The organism is Citrobacter sp. ABFQG (genome assembly GCF_004322975.1).
In the GTDB taxonomy this organism is placed as follows: domain Bacteria; phylum Pseudomonadota; class Gammaproteobacteria; order Enterobacterales; family Enterobacteriaceae; genus Citrobacter; species Citrobacter freundii.
This window is the reverse complement of sequence record NZ_CP036435.1, coordinates 4,444,093-4,461,763: the sequence shown is the minus strand read 5'-3', so window position 1 is coordinate 4,461,763 and position 17,671 is coordinate 4,444,093. Positions and strand designations below refer to the sequence as shown.

General features: G+C 49.2%; 14 protein-coding genes. 8 read left to right on the top strand and 6 right to left on the bottom strand.

The window, feature by feature from the left end; translation table 11 throughout:
• Positions 1 to 9: 9 nt before the first annotated feature.
• Both WN16_RS21860 and WN16_RS21855 read right to left on the bottom strand, forming a co-directional pair.
• The gene (locus tag WN16_RS21860) at positions 10 to 444 is read right to left on the bottom strand and encodes a tripartite tricarboxylate transporter TctB family protein (RefSeq protein ID WP_008321484.1); all 435 of its coding nucleotides are present in this window, start codon (positions 442 to 444) and stop codon (positions 10 to 12) included.
• Between the two features lie 14 nt (positions 445 to 458).
• Positions 459 to 1,436 (bottom strand): tripartite tricarboxylate transporter substrate binding protein, encoded by a 978-nt coding sequence (locus WN16_RS21855; RefSeq protein ID WP_003846007.1) that lies wholly within the window; start codon positions 1,434 to 1,436, stop codon positions 459 to 461.
• Positions 1,437 to 1,589: 153 nt separating this feature from the next.
• Here WN16_RS21855 and tctD point away from each other — a divergent pair, with 153 nt between their 5' ends.
• A complete protein-coding gene (gene tctD / locus WN16_RS21850; RefSeq protein ID WP_032938097.1) occupies positions 1,590 to 2,264 on the top strand; it encodes a transcriptional regulator TctD in 675 nt (224 codons plus the stop codon).
• Complete coding sequence (locus tag WN16_RS21845; protein ID WP_044699650.1) at positions 2,251 to 3,702, top strand: sensor histidine kinase; 1,452 nt, start codon at positions 2,251 to 2,253, stop codon at positions 3,700 to 3,702. Before tctD ends, WN16_RS21845 begins: the two co-directional genes overlap by 14 nt.
• On the opposite strand, the gene WN16_RS21840 is transcribed toward WN16_RS21845, so the two are convergent.
• From WN16_RS21840 to WN16_RS21825, 4 genes are read right to left on the bottom strand one after another with little or no spacing between them, the layout of a single operon-like run.
• Positions 3,695 to 4,777, bottom strand: a complete 1,083-nt coding sequence (locus WN16_RS21840; RefSeq protein ID WP_044699648.1) for a fimbrial protein — start codon at positions 4,775 to 4,777, stop codon at positions 3,695 to 3,697. The two genes, WN16_RS21845 and WN16_RS21840, sit on opposite strands and share 8 nt — an antisense overlap.
• Before the next feature lie 10 nt (positions 4,778 to 4,787).
• The gene (locus WN16_RS21835; protein ID WP_044699646.1) at positions 4,788 to 7,346 is read right to left on the bottom strand and encodes a fimbria/pilus outer membrane usher protein; all 2,559 of its coding nucleotides are present in this window, start codon (positions 7,344 to 7,346) and stop codon (positions 4,788 to 4,790) included.
• A gap of 13 nt (positions 7,347 to 7,359) precedes the next feature.
• On the bottom strand, positions 7,360 to 8,031 hold the full coding sequence (locus tag WN16_RS21830) for a molecular chaperone (protein ID WP_044699645.1): 672 nt from the start codon (positions 8,029 to 8,031) through the stop codon (positions 7,360 to 7,362).
• A gap of 54 nt (positions 8,032 to 8,085) precedes the next feature.
• The gene (locus tag WN16_RS21825) at positions 8,086 to 8,676 is read right to left on the bottom strand and encodes a fimbrial protein (protein ID WP_223232898.1); all 591 of its coding nucleotides are present in this window, start codon (positions 8,674 to 8,676) and stop codon (positions 8,086 to 8,088) included.
• A gap of 1,036 nt (positions 8,677 to 9,712) precedes the next feature.
• Here WN16_RS21825 and WN16_RS21820 point away from each other — a divergent pair.
• From WN16_RS21820 to WN16_RS21795, 6 genes are read left to right on the top strand one after another with little or no spacing between them, the layout of a single operon-like run.
• Positions 9,713 to 11,128, top strand: coding sequence for an undecaprenyl-phosphate glucose phosphotransferase (locus WN16_RS21820; protein ID WP_044699642.1), 1,416 nt, complete (start codon positions 9,713 to 9,715; stop codon positions 11,126 to 11,128).
• Positions 11,118 to 12,404, top strand: a complete 1,287-nt coding sequence (locus tag WN16_RS21815) for an outer membrane beta-barrel protein (RefSeq protein WP_003839728.1) — start codon at positions 11,118 to 11,120, stop codon at positions 12,402 to 12,404. Before WN16_RS21820 ends, WN16_RS21815 begins: the two co-directional genes overlap by 11 nt.
• A 1-nt stretch (position 12,405) precedes the next feature.
• Positions 12,406 to 12,963 carry a polysaccharide biosynthesis/export family protein gene (locus tag WN16_RS21810; protein ID WP_044699641.1) on the top strand — a complete coding sequence of 186 codons (558 nt, stop codon included), beginning with the start codon at positions 12,406 to 12,408 and terminating at the stop codon, positions 12,961 to 12,963.
• A 2-nt stretch (positions 12,964 to 12,965) separates the two neighbouring features.
• Positions 12,966 to 15,095, top strand: a complete 2,130-nt coding sequence (locus WN16_RS21805; protein WP_044699638.1) for a tyrosine-protein kinase domain-containing protein — start codon at positions 12,966 to 12,968, stop codon at positions 15,093 to 15,095.
• Positions 15,092 to 16,303, top strand: coding sequence for an oligosaccharide flippase family protein (locus WN16_RS21800; RefSeq protein WP_003037176.1), 1,212 nt, complete (start codon positions 15,092 to 15,094; stop codon positions 16,301 to 16,303). The genes WN16_RS21805 and WN16_RS21800 overlap by 4 nt, the downstream gene beginning before the upstream one ends.
• Positions 16,300 to 17,670: a hypothetical protein gene (locus WN16_RS21795; protein WP_003845999.1), complete on the top strand. Its 1,371-nt coding sequence runs from the start codon at positions 16,300 to 16,302 to the stop codon at positions 17,668 to 17,670. Before WN16_RS21800 ends, WN16_RS21795 begins: the two co-directional genes overlap by 4 nt.
• Position 17,671 lies beyond the last annotated feature (1 nt).

Sequence of the window (17,671 nt, the reverse complement as noted above, 5' to 3'; positions counted from 1 at the left end):
GTTTCTCCGTTAACCCAGCCAGGCGCCGAGTGGTAAGGTGACGTCAAGCAGTCGGTCAAAGGCATACCACAGCAGAATGCCGAGCACCGCGCCGGAAATACCCGCAGCCGGGATGGTTGCGCCGAACAGCATGCCAATCACCACGGTGAGAATGGCGGTAGCGATGGGAAAACCGAGCCACTCAAAACCCCAGGCGTACATCAACAGAACAATTACCATCGTCAGCAGCTTTTGCAGCACGTGGCGACGGGGCCAACTGATGGTATCCGGATGGCGCAACAGCAGCGCCACGGCGCATACCAACATCAGACTGATAATGCCCAGCGGGAAGGGACGCGGCCCTACGGGTTCATAGCTGTATTCGCTGCTGATTTGCCAGGCCACGAACAGCCCGGCTATGCAGAGCAACAGCCAGATACCTGCAAAAATACGATCGCTCATCATCTTTGCCTCTGCGTTTACTTCGCCAGACCGAAGGCTTTCGCCTGCTCACGATAATCCGTAACCTGTTTTTTCACGTAGTCGTCGAGCTGTTTGCCGCTCATGTTGAACTCAAACAGACCGCGCAGATCGCGTTGTTTTTTAAACTCATCGGTCTGCTGGAGTTTGTTAAAGGCATCAACCCACCACTGATACTCGGCGTCGCTGACTTTTGGCCCAACGTAGAAGCCACGAATGATAGGCCACACGAGGTCATAACCCTGCTCTTTGGCGGTTGGCACGTTGGCTAACTGGCCCGGTAGGCGTTGATCGGAGAACACCGCGAGCACGCGGATTTTGTCGCCGCTGAGGTAGGGCACCATCTCACTGAGATCGCCGGAAACCACTTGTACGTGATTTCCCATCAATGCGGTAACCGGTTCGCCACCGCCTTCAAAAGCCACATAGCGCATCTTGTGCGGATCGACATTGGCTTTTTGCGCCAGCAGCGCCGACTTCATCCAGTCCTGGCTACCGATAGAAGCACCTGCGCCAATGACCACGCTGTTAGGGTCTTTCTCCATTGCCGTAAGCAGATCTTTCAGCGTCTTCCATGGCGCATCCTGACGTACGGCAATCATGCCGTAGTCGGTGCCGACACTTGCCAGCCAGCGGACATCATCCACACCGTAGCGACCAAACTTGCCCTGTGACAGGTTCAGCAGGGAGCCGCCGGAGAAGGCCACCACGGTTCCCGCTTCAGCCGGGCGTTGAGCGACGATCGCGTTATATGCCACGGCACCAACGCCGCCAGGCATATAGGTCACGCGCATCGGTTTTTCGATAGCACCGGTTTCCATCATGCTCACCTGAATCAACTTACAGGTGAGATCGAAACCACCGCCGGGTTTAGCAGGGGCGATACATTCAGTGCGCGATGGCGCTTGTTCGGCCAGTACAGAGGTGCTCATCAGTAAAATGCTTGCAGTAAGGGTACGAAGTAACTGTTTTTTCATTGTTTATCCTCACGCCGGAAAACCGGATTTTCGGGTACGGAAGAAGATTTTTGTGATTATGTGAGCCGATGTGTAGCGGTTCGGTTGCGTGATTGTTAAAACATTAACCTTTCAATTCCCTTTCAATGCGGCAGAAACTTTACAGGATGTGATATGCGTCTCTTATTAGCGGAAGATAACCGTGAGTTAGCTCACTGGCTGGAGAAAGCGCTGGTGCAAAACGGTTTTGCCGTTGACTGCGTTTTTGATGGCCTGGCGGCCGACCATCTTTTACATGGCGAAACATACGCGTTGGCGGTGCTGGATATCAATATGCCGGGGCTGGATGGTCTGGAAGTCGTTAAGCGGCTGCGCAAACGCGGGCAGACGCTTCCTGTCCTGCTGCTGACGGCGCGTAGCGCGGTGGCCGATCGGGTGAAAGGGTTGAACGTCGGAGCCGATGACTATCTGGCAAAACCGTTTGAAATAGAGGAGTTGGATGCTCGGTTGCGAGCCTTGCTGCGTCGCAGTGCGGGACAGGTGCAAGGCATCCAGCAACTGGGGGAGCTGGCGTTTCACGATGAAGGCTATTTTCTGTTGCAGGGGCAGTCGTTGGCGCTCACGCCGCGAGAACAGGCGCTGTTGACGGTGCTGATGTACCGTCGGTTGCGACCGGTTTCACGCCAGCAGTTGTTTGAGCAGGTCTTCAGCCTGAGTGATGAGGTCAGTCCTGAAAGCATTGAGCTGTATATCCATCGTTTGCGCAAAAAGCTACAGGGAAGTGATGTGCGCATCGCCACGTTGCGTGGTCTGGGCTATGTGCTGGAGCGTAGCGATGAAGTGGGTTAAACCCCAATCGTTATACCTGCAACTGCTGATGTTTTTGGGCCTGCCGCTAATGTTGCTGTGGGGCCTGTCAGCATTTAACAGCTATGTCAGTGCGCTACAGGCGGCGACCCAGGCGTATGACCGCACGCTGCTTTCATCCGCCAGGACCGTCTCCGAGCGGCTGGTGGTGCGCAATAAACAGTTAGAAGTGAATGTGCCATGGGTGGTGCTGGACAGCTTTGAATTGAATATGAACGACCGACTGTATTACAAAGTGGTTGATCCGGCGGGGAAGGTTATCTCTGGTTATGACGATTTACCGGCGATGCCGCCTGCTACCTCGCGCACGCGGCTTTATCCGGCGCTGGCATGGTTTTATCACACTGAATATCGCGGTGAGGCAATCCGTGTGGCGCGTCTGCTGCAGCCTGTCAACGAAGGTGGCATTGTTGGCATGGCGGAGATTTATGTTGCCGAAACGCTGCAATCGCGGCGTTATCTGGCGCGACAGCTGTTGTTTTCCTCGTGGGTCTCGCAAGGGCTGCTGGTACTACTGACTCTGGTGCTGGTTGGCTGGCTGCTGCGCCGGGTGCTACGCCCGATGCGCCAGCTGTCATCGCTGATGGTGCGTCGTGAGCCGGGGCTACTGACGCCGCTGCCGGAGCTGCTGCCGTGGTCGGAAACCCGTCTACTGATTGTGGCGTTTAACCGCTATCTGGACCGACTTCGCGGCTTGATTTCTCGCCAGGAGCGCTTCAGCGCGGATGCTTCCCATCAGCTTAAAACGCCGTTGGCAGTGCTGAAAACTCAGGCGGCGGTGGCTCTCGCCAGTCAGCAGCCGCAGCAGTGGTACGAGAGTCTGCAAGCCATGAGTACCACGCTGGATAACATCATTCAACTGACTGAAAGGCTGTTGCAGTTGTCTGCGGTGAAGCGCAAAGAGCAAGGGGAAAGGCATTTCTCGCCGGTTAATCTGTATGAGGTGGTGCAAACCAGCTGTTTTACCCGACTGGCGCAAGCGCGTAGTAAAGGGATCGATCTGGGCTATGAAGGGGATCAGGACGCGGTGTGGGTCGAGGGCGACGAAGTCTTGCTCGGGGAACTGTGCGGGAATCTGCTGGATAACGCACTGAAATACACGCCGCCGTATGGCGTGGTGACTGCCCGACTGCGGCGAGAAGGAGAGGCTGTGGTGCTGGTGGTTGAAGATAGCGGGCCAGGCATTGATGAACAAATGGTGCATCAGGCGCTGCTCCCGTTTCATCGTCTGGATAACGTCGGCAATATTCCTGGGGCAGGAATCGGTCTGGCGCTGGTCAACGACATTGCTCGCCTGCATCGTACGCACCCACAGCTATCCCGGAGTGAAGCATTAGGCGGGTTAAGCGTACGGATGCGGTTTTTATGTCTGGAGCGAGAAAGGCAGGACGATCGGTGTCGTCCTGCGCCCGTTATTTAAAGGTCACTGTCGCATTGACCGGGATACTAAATGCGCCTGGTTGAGGAGGGTTCTTCAGCCAGAACAGGGTCGCCATGAACTCTTTGCGCCGACTGTCGCTCTGGTTGTTAAACGCGCCGCTGGTAAAATCGATGCGGTTGCCGCTGATAATATCCCCGGAGCCGGGCCGTGCAGCATCCTGAAGCGTAACGCCGATATCCGGCGTACCCTGACCGGTAAAAACCGTGCCGCTGTTGTGCGTGGTGCCGGTAAAGGTTATCGCGTAATTGATGCCGCGACATTCATGCTTCCCGGCAGCTTCTGCAGCGATAACGGCAAACTGTTTGCTGTGGCTGTTATCCTTGCCCGCTTTGGCTTCGGTAATGCTGATCCTGCCAAACTCGACGGTATCCGTTCCCTTATCAGAGGCGATCAAGACGATCGGTTCGCAGTTGATATAACTGATGTTATTCAGGCCGGTCAGCGCGGGGCCAAAGTTTTTTGCCGGATTGCTGGCGGAACAATGCGTACTGCAAGAGTTAATGCTGCCAATACCGTCGACGACGAAAACTTTGTTGATGGTGCGACCCGCCAGTGCGGGCAAAGGATCCGGGAGCTTTCCGGTGGCGACCAGACTGAGGTTAAAGGTGAAAGAGAAAGTTTGCGGAAGTGCCAGGCAGGCACTGGTATTTCTGTGGCTGTTACTATTGCAGTAGCCGTTTGAACCTGTTCGGGGCAGCGTTGCCTGATATTGCGTGGTGACGGCCTGCGCGCTCTGATCGTAAGAACGACCATCGATGCTCACCACCAGTTTCATATTGGTTCCCTGCAAAAAATGCGAAAACTCATGGTCGGGATCGATGTAGATTCTGGCCGCTTCGCCCTGGGGCATATGGTCCGTGTCGCTGCAGGTGACGCTAACGGTTTGTGAATTGGACACCCAGACGGTGTCTCCGGCGGCGGTGCTGCGGCTAATTTTAATCGGATTAACGTGTACAGAGACGCTGTTTGCTGTACAGGTAATCGCATAGCTTGTACTACTGAAGATCGGCAAACAAAACAGCACCACGAGTTTAACTATTTTTAACGGATTCATTGATTGCACCTTACGAACCGACGCACTGGGCAGTAATTTGTGTATATCCGATTTTCTTCACCGGCTGGTGATGGTTATCCGGCATTTGAATAAAGCAGTGTTCATTGGTATGTGAGCCCCAGCGCACTTCCAGGCGCGAATTATCTTCCACGCCGCTGGCATACAGAGCGCCATGCAAACCGACCAGGCCGTGATTGCGGCCTTTGGCATCCCGAACGATCGCACCAACCGGCGGGGCTATGTTGCCGGGTATGACTGCATTCACCAGATAGTTGCGCCCGCTGAAGGTTTCAAACACGACTTTGCCGATGGCTTTCTCTGTCGGGACAATTTTTTTCTGTGCCTGGGGAATATCCAGACCGGCGCCAATATCGGCGGTATTCAGACTCACCACGTTGTAATGCCAGGCATCTGCCGTAGTCAGGACCGCATAGCCGTTACCGTCTATCGCCACGCCGTTTTGTTGCTGGATATGGACGCCGTCGGCATTTTGAGCCTCGACCAACACCATGGTGTCACCCGGAGCGTGCATAAGCGTAACGCCGCCTGCGTGCAGCATCGCCCCGCCGCTGATGCCCATATTCATATTCTGGTAGTTGCGCCCGGCGCTATAGCCTCCCTGAACGTTCATCTTGTCGCCTTGCCAGGCGGCGTTAACGCCGGCAGCGGAATCCTGTCGATCGGTGGTACTGCCTTGAACGCCCCAGCTCAGACGATCGTCAAATGCGGTGTTGCTGTAGCTGGTGGAGTAGCTGTCGCCATTCTGCTGGCTATGCATCACGTTGGCAGAGACAAAGCCGTGGCTGTCCATGAAATCAAATGGGATGGATAACGTCAGGTTGATACTGCGGTCCTGGTAGTCGTACTGGTTGCGGGTGTCCTGCACGTATACGCTCCAGTTGATTTTCCCCAGCGTATCGTTGTAACCCAGCTGTATCGTGCGGTCGTGACTCCCGTTGTGCCAGTAGTTTTGCTGGCTGGCGCTGACGTAAAGCGAGGCGTTATCCCACAAACGCTGATTAACAGAAACCTCAAAACGTTGGCGGCGATTATTGTAGTTACTGGTGTAGTAATGCTTTTTGTTGTGCTGCTCGCCAGGGTAACGCAACTGCTGATTGGGGTCGTCATAGGCGATGTCGTAATAACCCGAGGACCAGCTGTTATGCTCGTTAATGGTGTCGCTAAAGCTGTAATAGCCGGATGTATTGTAGCGGTAGCCAACCAGACGAAAATCCGTGCCGTACTGGTTCAGCGATTTAGAATACAGGAAACGGTAACTTTGCCCCGTGGACGCTTCTCCGCTGGCAAGCTGTGCTCGGGCGGTGGTGATATCAAAGGAGATCGCGCCAAACTGATGCAGATCCTGAGCGACCCCGGTGGCAATCGCGTTGTAACTTTCCGCCGCCAGTAAACCGCCGTACAGCGTGGTTCCAGAGCTGAGGCCATAGCTCAACGTTCCCTGGACAAAACGGGGCCGCCAGCCGCCACTGTAACCGTCACGGTATTCCCCGGCCGTAAACTGAAAACGGCTGTTATCTGCGCGCAGCATGTTCGGTACCGCCGAATAAGGCACGCTGAAATTGCGACGGCTGCCATCGGCTTCAATAACGCTAACATCCAGATCGCCACTCTGGTTGCTGGGGTTAATATCGTCGATGTCAAACGCGCCCGGCGCGACGTTTTTACTGTAGATCAGGTAGCCACTTTGCCGGATTTCGATTGTGGCATTGCTGTTGGCGACGCCGCGAACGACCGGGGCAAAATCGCGTTGGCTATCAGGCAACATATTTTCATCGCTGGTGAGCTGCGCCCCGGTAAACTGGATGCTGTCGAACACATTGTCATCCGTGTAGGTTTTCCCGATGCGCAAGCGGCTACGTAGCGCAACAATATTGCGCTCCACCCACGTAGAAACCGCCTGCCCCTGGCGGCCTGAACCGCTGGCGTAGCTGAACGTGGACTGGTTACGGAAATGCCATCCCGCCAGGTTGATGCCGTTGGCAAAACTGGCAAAAACGGAGTCATGATCCTGACCCTGTTCGGCCAGGCGGGTAGTATTGACGTTGTAGCCGACAAAAGCGGCATTAACCCCATCGTCATAGGCAGACTCCGGGACTGCATCGTGTGCGGTCGAGAGCAGAAAAGCTTCCGGCACTGAAATATCAATACGCTGGTAGTTTGCATCTGCCGTCAGGCGGCTGTTTGCTATCAGCGCTGTGAGCTCAACGCAGGTATCGCTGCGGTCATCCGGGATTTTAATCCCGTATCTGCGCAGATCGTCAGCGCTTAGGCAGGGTTGTGGCTTGCCTTCTGGCTGACGTCTTTTGAAGGCAACATTGCGCGTCTCAACGAAGCTATGATCAATATAAATATCGTATTCAAACGTCCCTTCGCTAAGCCCATCATTACGGGCGATTTGCACCACGGAGGTAATATTTTGCGCACCGTGCACAAAACGGGTATTAAATTGTGGCGCACTGTTGGCGTAAGCAGGCATACACAGGACCAACGTTGACAGCGTAAAGACCTTTTCCTTAAACCGTTGCGGTTGCTTATTTTTTATCATCATTGCAACCCCTGACTTAATAACACGATATCGGGACGTTATTGACCGCGTTAGTGCCGCCGTAATCATCTACCCAGTTAAAATCGATGTGGCTAACTTTTTGCTGCGACAGCGTAAACGTGCGTTCGCCATGAGGATTCACCATATCGGCATCAACGTTTTGGCCGTTAATATGCAATTGCGTCAGAGAAATATGTAACGGTGTCGGATTAACGGCACGCAGAGTATTTCCGTGACATTGCCACTGTAATTTCTCGACCGCTTCAGGTAGCGTCATATTCAACCCCGCAGGGCGATAAAAGAGTTTGATGCGAATTCGTTGCGCCAGTTGTAAGGTATTTTCCTCGTTTTCAATGGTGGGGATTTCCTGCACGTTAATCCACAATACTGATTCAACATCCTGGGGAAACCCGTTGCCCTGGTAAATAGCCCGTAGCCCGGCGGATTTATGGCCGTCGAGTTTCAGGATCGGCGGGGTAATTATCATTGGTAGATTGGCCGGCGTCTCATCTGGATTACCCTTATCCAGCCATGTCTGTACCATATATGGCTTGTCTGTATTATTGTTGACGTCAAACATCGCTGCTTTATCGTTCTCATTATAAATAACGCGTGTTTGACCCAAATTAATCGCGCTGTGTGCGGTGCTAACCACGCACAGCAACAGATAAAAGAAGACTTTATTCATCAGGTGCACTTTCCAGATTCAGGGAACAGTGCCATCCATAGCAATCAACGTCCGTTATTTATAAATGACGGTGTAATTCATATCCGCAGTAATTGTGCCTGCCGCAGGCAGCGTTGCGCCTATTTGCTGATATTTGGCGACCAAATCAATATGTGCATCGCCGTTTTGGTTCGGTGTCAATGACACTTCATTCTGACTAGCGGAGAAATCGAGGGCTTTACCTGAGTTACCTTTATTGTCCACTTCAATGCCGACATCGGTGGCTGCTCCTGTTGTACGAGTTGCTTCCAACAATGTGGTATTACTGCCAGGATTTTTACCGGTAAAGACCACCACATAGCTGTGTGCTCCCGTTGCGCCACTACAGCCGGTAAATTGCAACGTAAACTGAGTATCGCCGGTGGTAGAGCCTGCGCCGCCAAATAACTGGTTGGTGACTTGCGGTAATACGACGTTTGTATTTGTTGGATTGGCGGTGTTCACCACGCAGGTGCTGGCAACAATTTCACCGGTAAAATGGACCGTCGCGGTGGCTTTAGAACCTGCTCCCGCTGTGGTGGCGTAATTAGTACTTCCTGCCGCGCCAACATTAGCCGCAAACAAAGCAACCAGCGCGGTGCAGGTGAGTGTAATTTTCTTCATCATAACTCCGTTAAATTTATTATTTACCCAGAAGAGTACTTGTCAGAGGCGCAGATTCAGCCGGAGTACATCAATGTCAAAAAATGATGCAGGACTTCATTTGAAAGAAACGATTAACGTTTGTAAATTGCTCAACAAGTAATCCACTGCGGATATTATTTATTTGCGAAAAATAAGTAAACATAATTTTTTATGTGTGATGAAAGGGTGTTTCAGTAATCTTTTCAGGTTTTTTAACACGGTGTATACATGATTATAAATAACGTATGGGATTATCGTTGTGGTACATTTAACAAAATATCAATGTTGTCATTTATTCTTTTTGGGTGTTTTGAATGAACGGGTTGATCTGTGTTGAAATTGCTGTTGTTAGATGTATAAATTCGCAGAATGTTGATATTAGCGAGATGTGATATTCATTTTTGGGTTGATCAGTTACAGTGTGTTTTTTATACCTGTAAAGTCATGTTGGTCATCTCCAGTCATCGGAGTTGCTACAATTATTTAAACTAAATTTTTGTGCTGAATTTGATTGTTCTTCATTTTTGTACATCAGAATGACGATAATTCTAAGGTCCAATCAGTAAGCATTACGCTCACAATAAGCTTGCTAATCATTTTCTTGTTAATATATTCCCGTGTTATTTTTCTAAAGGATATTATATACGCTTATATATGCTACGGATTTCTCGTTGTGGGATGGCGGCAAGTGAGAGGCTCCCGATGAGCCTACCCCAGTAAGTGACCCGGGTATTCATCATACAATTGCACTTGCTATTAGTTCATGAACTGTTATCTGTCAATGCGATTTTTGTTGCAGGTAATTATATTTTCTAATGTGGAAAATAAATCGAGCTTGATTTTAATAGTCAATAAAATCATATTGATGCTAATATCTTGTGAGGTGCTTGTCACAACTTATCATCTTTCTTTTTACATTTGCTGACAATCTACCCTTGTGTTTTTTAAGCTTGTGATATAATTAACTTCATGAAATAAGAAAAAAACAATTAAAGATCAATCGATAATAGGTTGAGATATGCTTAAAAATTCGCTAAAGATTAGCAGTCAAGGATATCCGGTCTTTTTAAAACTGGTCGATTTCATTGTTATCAATGTGGTGTTAATTTTTAGCGCCCATCTGCTGGGTTTGGTGCCCTTTAACACCATTGCGATTTTGAGTCTTCTCTTCTCGATCTTTTTCTTACTGTTTGCTGAATACATTAAAATGTACCAGCAAAAGATTAAGACGATCGGTTTGCGTAATCAAAAACGCTTGGTTTTTTGTACGCTGCTGGCGATTTTTTTTAACGAACTGGTCAGTATGACGGTGGCTGAGCCTGAATCACTCGGCTACTTAGACAGACTGCCTTCACCGTTTTATTCAGCCATTATTTACTGGTACTTCATTCCATTACCTTTTCTATACTATATCCGCTTTTTTCTTTTCAAATACACCGCCAGAAAAAATATTCGCGTTGCTGTGATTGGGCTTACTGAGAACGGTCTGGCGGCGGAAAACGCATTGACCGCTGAATATGCCAATATCAAATTAGACCTGGCATTTTATGATGAGCGCAGTCCATCCCGTTGCGGCGATGTGGTGGAGAAAATAAAAAGTCCCTTTCGCGGCTCGGTGAGCAATTTAGTTGAGGAAGCCAGGCAGGGAAATATAGACGAAATCTACATCGCTTTACCGATGGTTGCTTTACACCGAATTCGTCATTTTTTAGCGATGATGTCTGACACCACCGTAGATACCTATATTGTCCCTGACTTTTATACCTATAGTAACAACATGTCCAAGTTACGCTCCATCCACAACCTGCAAACTATCGGTATCTTCAGTTCACCGTTTGAAGGGGCGGGGTCGTTTATTAAGCGGGCGGAAGATCTGGTTCTTGGCAGCATCATTATGGTGATGATTTCCTCGCTGATGCTGGCTATTGCCATTGGTATTAAACTCACGTCCCGCGGGCCGGTGTTTTTCAAACAGGACCGCTATGGTCTTAGCGGGCAAAAAATTAAGGTCTGGAAGTTTCGTTCTATGCGCGTCATGGAGAATTCCGATACGGTTATTCAGGCCACGAAAAACGATCCGCGGGTAACCAAATTCGGGAGCTTTTTACGCCGCACTTCGCTGGATGAACTTCCGCAATTTATTAACGTTTTGCAGGGAAGTATGTCGATTGTCGGTCCCAGACCTCATGCGGTAACGCATAATGAGCAGTACCGCAAACAGGTCGAAAATTACATGATCCGCCATAAAGTGAAGCCTGGGATCACTGGGCTTGCACAGATCAACGGTTTCCGCGGGGAAATCGATGCGCTTTATAAGATGGAAAAACGGGTTCAGTACGATATTGAGTACATTCAAAACTGGTCGTTATGGCTGGATATAAAAATCATCATTAAAACTATTTTCAAAGGATTTGTCGGTAAGAATGCATACTAAATTGATAGTGATTACCGGAATCGTGATATCGCAGCCCGCATGGGCTGATTTAACCCCGAAATCACACATTGGCTTTGCGGGAATCGACTTCCAGGGCAAGGTCGCTGTGGATTATGGTTATAATGATAACGTTTCTTATCAGCCACATAGCAGCGATGCTATTGGTTCCTCGTTTCAGAGCGCAGCGCCTGTACTGAGTATGATCGGAGAGCGCGGTCAGGATAAGTATTTACTGATGTATTCCGGAGATTATCGTAATTACTCCAGTGATTCCGCTGATAACTATAACGATCATTTTTTCCGTTTTAACGGTGCCTGGCGGTACGGGCTCAAGCATGGTCTAACCCTCAATCTGGAGGATACGCTTGGGCATGAATCCCGTGGTCGCGGTATTACTGAGGGTTTTCTCCCGGGCCAATTCGAGCAGTATGGGATTACATCTCCACTGACGACGAATTTTATCAACAGTGAATTGCGTTACAGTTACGGCGCACCTGATGGGCGTGGGAAAGCGGAACTGGCGTTGTTGTATAAAAAACTCACTTTCGGCAACACGTCTGATGTACGGGACAGCAGTGAAGACTTCTACAATTATATTCAGGAACAGGAATGGCACGAAAATAGCTTGGTGGCAGAAATTTTTGACCAGTACACATCCAGAACGCGCTTTCGCTATAGTTTTATTACTAACCAGCGTCGCTATGATAACAACTCAGAAAAAGACACTAATGAGTACTATTTGCTGTATGGCCTGAAGTCGCAGTTGACGGGGAAAACCAATGTCGACATGAATATTTCATGGCTGTATAAAACATTTGAAAACAACGCAAACTCGCATGATTTTAATGGTCTAAACTGGGACATAAAAGCGGAGTGGAAGCCATTACAACAATCAGTTTTCACGGCCCACTCTGCGCAAAGCATTAAAGACCCATCGGAAGTTGGGGGATATATTTTAGTGACCCAGTATGGCCTTTCTTACCAGCATTTCTGGTTAGGCACTCGTTTTTCTACTTTATTGGACTACTCATTCACTTCGGAAGACTATAAAAAACAGAACAAGGATCGACATGATAAAGATGGTGTGTTTAGCGTAACCATGAGCTATGACTATACGCCGTCGGTTAATTTTGAGATTAAATATCAGATAGATACATTAAATTCGAATAGGGATACTGACTCGTTTTATATCGGTCCCAACGACAATCAGGAAGTTATTAGAACGTTGGGTTATGATAATTCTATGATTATGCTTAAAGCTAAGGTTCAGATCTAAAATGAAAATAATAGAACTGTGCGCGGTTTTGCTTTTCAGTATCCTGTTGGTCGGATGCACAACGTCCAGCCCGCGATTAATGGACGATCCTGCTACTGTTCAGCAGGATTACCGACTTGGGGCGGGGGATACGGTCAATATCGCTGTTCATGGTCAACCCGATATGACGATGCGGTTTATTTTGGATAAGAGTGGGGAAATTAATTTCCCGTTTGTTGGTGCTCTTAAATTACAAGATAAAACCGTTGATCAAGTGACAAAAGAATTAACTCAACGCCTGACCGGAGATTATTTTACCACTCCGATGGTGACGGTGAGCATTGCCGAGTTCCGCAAATACTATGTTTCAGGCGAGGTGAAAAGTCCAAATGGCTTCGCCTATGAGCCAGGGCTTACCGTCGAGAAATCTATTGCGCAGGCGGGTGGGTTTACAGACCGTGCGGACCGTCAAGATATCAACATTCGTCTGTCGGGTAGCAATCAGCTGCTTGAGAATGTCGATTTAACGCACTCTGTTCATCCAGGGGATGTCGTGATTGTTGGCATGGGGTTCTTCTAACGATGAAACTATCTATAGTGGAAAACGGCAAAAAACGAGAAAGCAGTGTCGAATTCTCCCGCTTTGCCAAAGAGTTGAAAAAGAACGCCTGGAAAATCGCACTGGCCGGTATCGTTGCCGGGGTCGTCGCGTATCCATTAATCAGCATGGTGTCCTCAAAGTATGTTTCAACGGCGACGGTGCTGATTAAGGCGCAAGCTGATAACGTTTCTCCGTTTCCACAGGTTGATGGTTTCGATTCAACGCGTAGTGGTTACTACGAAACACAATATGCGTTGATGCATTCACGTATTGTGCTGGAGAAAGCCATACGTGATATGAAGCTGGATGAAAACCCGGAGTTTACCGGGGAAAAAGCCGGTGCTCGGGGGGCTGATAGCAATGAAAGTCGGCAACTGAGAATGGAACAAGCGCTGAAAACGCTGGCGAAAAATCTGAATGTCATTGGTATTCGTACGACGAACCTGGCGTCTATTACCTATGAATCAACGTCCCCACAGGTTGCGGCTGACATTGCGAATGGCGTCGCGCAGGCTTTCATCAACTACACGGTGGAGCAGAAGCGTCTGAAGGTGGAGAAAGCTCGCGAACTGAATTTTGAAAAAATGGAAGAGATTCAGAAATCGATAGCTAAGCAAAAAGACGAGATGGACAACTATCTGAAAAATGCCGGGCTGCTGACCTTCCGTGGAATCGATGGTTTTGAAACCGAGCAGCTAAGTATCGTAACCAATCGCCTGGCCGATGCAACTCAGCGTCGGGTTGCCGCTGAATCCGTCTATAACGAGGTGAACGGGGGAGGTAAGTCCATTGAGAGCGTTATCTCGCTGCCTTCGGTCTCTAATCATGCTCAGATCCAGGATTTGCGCATTGCGTTGATTCAGGCGCAACGAACGTTGTCCGAACAGCGTAAAGTCTACGGGCCAAAAAATCCCGCCATTTTAAAAGCAGAGGCCGATGTTCAGTCGATCCAAAACCAGACTGGACGAGTATTGGGTGAGCTGAAAGTCGGTTTACGCCAGCAATATCTGGCGGCGCTGGCGGACGAAAAAAACTATCAACAGCAGGTGACTGAGCAGAAAGAGATCTTCCAGAAAATGGCGTCAAAACGGGATGCCTGGAACAGTCAAAAGCTGTCGTTAGATAAAATGGAAGACCTGTATAAATCGCTTTATCAACGTACTCAAGAGCTGTCGCTGTCCGGTGTGAATGCTGATGCGGTGTTATACGACCCTGCGGTACCCGCCTTAAAACCGGCGAAACCGAATAAATCTTTGCTGTTGCTGATGGTGGTCATGCTGGTGGTGGTGTTCAGCATCATGTATTTCATTGTTAAAGCGGCAATGGATAACTCAATCGGTACCCTCAGTCGCATGAAAAAACGGCTCAATGTTGCTCCGCTGGGTGAAATCCGTCGTTTTAGCGGAACCTTAGGGCGCGCGCAGGTGCGGGACATGATTATGAAGAACCCGCTGAATGCCGATATTGTGCACGGTATCCGTACCCGGATTATGCTGGATAATCGACCTTTACAGACGCTTGCCGTGGCGTCGACGGAGCACGGCGATGGGCGTTCTTTGTTGGCGAATCTGTTAGCTAACTCTTTTAGTTTCGACCAGAAAACACTGCTTATTGATGCGGATTTCTTTAACACTGACGGGCTCTCTTCTGAACTGGCGTCGGTAACATCCGCAGGTTTGGCGGAACTGTTGCGCGGGGAGGTTCAGCTTGAAAAGGCGCGGGTTACGCTCAGTGATCATCTCGATTTTATTCCGCACGGCAAGACAACCATCTCTTCTTTACTGATGCTGTCGTCGGGGCACGTTGAGCCCTTAATGCGTGAACTGAAATCGCACTATCAGCGCATTATTATTGATGTCGCTGCTGTGAATCAGAGTCAGGATGTTCAACTGATTAAACGCGCCGTTGATGGGGTGATTTTCATTGTGAAAGCCGGGACGGGGTCCGCCGGGCAAATCGCCAACGCGCTGGATAAGCTGGAAGAAAATAACGGCGTGGTAATTGGCGCGGTACTTAATGCGGTTGAAGAAAAAGATCTTGAGACGCAAGAAGGTCTGCGTTCACTGAACTTCAGTACCGATCAACTGATGACCACGCCAGGCCGCGTATGAGTCTACTGAAGAGCGCTTCCACGATAGCCGGTTCATCAGTCATCTCGCAGCTGATTGGTGCACTGTCTATTTGGTTGATTTCACACAAGTACGATATGGCTGAGGTGGGGCTTTATGCGCTCAACTACAGTATCGCCGTGGTGGGCGCTCAGGTATGTACCTTTGCATCACAGCTGTTAATTCCTAAACAGCAGGATGACGAACTGGTACAGAATGTTGTGTTTTGCCTGATCCAAAGCACGATCATTGCCTTACCTTACGCCGTGCTCACCGCGTGGCTGTTTCACCAGAACATCCTGTTTCTCTATTTGCTGACGCTGGCAACGGCGTGGGTTTTGATCTCGGAAAACCTGTCGCTACGCACGGCCAACTTTCGTTTTCTGATTTTCCAGCGTATTTCTGTTTCAGTGGTGGTATTACTTTCGGTTCTGGTTACGCATTATGTACAGCTGTTTTATTGGTCGTGGGCCTGCGCGACGATGGCGCTGACCATAAGCTGTATTTTGCATTCGTTTGATATTCGTTCGGTGGCAGCCAGACATCTGCGACCCGCCAGTAATTGGCATTTTTTCAAACAGAATATTCATCACATTACCAAAGTGGGCAGTGCGGAAGTGCTGGCGATGGCCAGCAGCAATTTGCCGATTATGCTGATTAACTTTTGGTTCTCGGCGCTGACGGCGGGTTATTTTTCCGTGGTTAGCCGCTTTTGCCTGGCACCGGTGGTGATCATCGGCAACGCGGTACGCAATACTATTTTTTCCAAGTGGTCTATCGACTTCAGAAATAATACCTTTAACTATCAGGAATATACCAAGGTACGTATGCTATTGCTGGTACTAGGGGTTATCTGTACCCTTGGGGTTTTTATTTTCTATCCGATTGTGATGCGCCTCGGTTTTAGCGAAGACTGGATTAACTCCATTGAGACGTCGCGCTACATGTTGCCCTATTTATTCCCTGCGCTGGCGATAAGCCCTCTGACGGTGATAGAACTTATTTTTGGTTCCCATCGCTATTTTCTGCGTATCCAACTGGAACAGCTGGCGATTGTACTATTCGCTTTTGTCGTGACGCCCTATTTTTATAAAGATTATGCAACGTCGGTCATCTTGTTTTCTTCACTGACATTTATTCGCTACGCCTTCATTTATCTGAAAATGAATAAGCGAGCCAATCTCCTGAAAGACAAGCCGGTGATAATATGACACTGAATACCGGATACTATTTACAGGTTTATACTTTTGTCACGCTGATCCTGTGTGGCTTGGTGCAATATTTTACCGGTATGCAGTCAGTGCTGTGGATACCTTTTTTCCTCACCTTATTGATGGTGGGATTATTGGTGATGCAGACGCGTGATGGCTCGCTGCAACTGGATGCGCAGGAGACGATTGTTCTGGCGTTGTATTTCTCGTTCCTGGTACTGGCTGGGACATCGACGTTGATTCAGGGCGGGATCACCGTCGCGATTGTGGCATTTAAAAACGAAATTGCATTGTCGCTGGTGATGATCTGTTTGCTGCTAGGGTTTTGCCGGGAGTCGCAGATTTATCGTGTAACACGCTATCTGTACTGGGTTTTTTATGCGCAGATCCCGGTAATGATTTATCAGGTTTTACTGGTCGTTCCCCAGCGCGTCGCGGTGCGCGGCGAAGATGAGAAATGGGACTCCGTGGTTGGCACGTTTGGCGGTGACCCCATGGGGGGCGGGAATACTGCCGCAATGGGGCTGTTTTGCCTGTTAATTATGTTGTTAAAAGTCTCCGAATATAAGCATGGGCTCACCACGTTCAAATCCATGGCGCTGCATATTGTTCTCGGTATCGGGTTATGCATAATTGGTGAAGTGAAGTTTGTCATCCTGCTATCGCCAATATTCCTGGCGTGGGTGTGGCTCTCACCGAGCTACGTCAAAGACGTTAGTAAGGTTAATCTGAAGACGTTATTGGTTATTGTGGCGGGAATGCTGTTGCTCATTAGCCTGTCGATTGTGATCCTCGCGTACTATTATTCTACGGCGTTCGGTGGCGATCCATCGAAAAGCTCGTTAAGTATTTTTATCGACTCCTTAAGCTATATCTTTGATCCAAACTACATTATGTCTACCGGTGAATTAGGGCGCTTTACGACGTTCCTGTTCTGGTTGAAAAATAACGATCTGTGGGGGCTTTCAGGAACGTTATTTGGCTACGGACTCAACGCCACTAACAGTGGTAGTACGGTGTCGCCGGGATTTTTGAATATTATCTACAACTTAATTCTCGACTCGACTTCCCTGAGTATGCTGCTGTGGGAAGTGGGGGCGATTGGTACATTACTCTTTGTTAGCTTATTCATTTATATCCTGAAAGTTTGTCAGCCAAAGCCATTACTCAGACTTGAACAACTGGACCAGCAGGATCTCCAGTTGCTGAGTTTTGCACCGGCGTTTAACGCTTTTGCTATCAGTTGCTTAATTAGCTTACCTTACAGCCAGATACTGATGATTACACCGATGTTACAATTCCTGTTCTATTTATCACTAGGTGCAAGTTTAGTGATTCGTCGAACCGTCCTTCGCTGCGTAGGGTAAT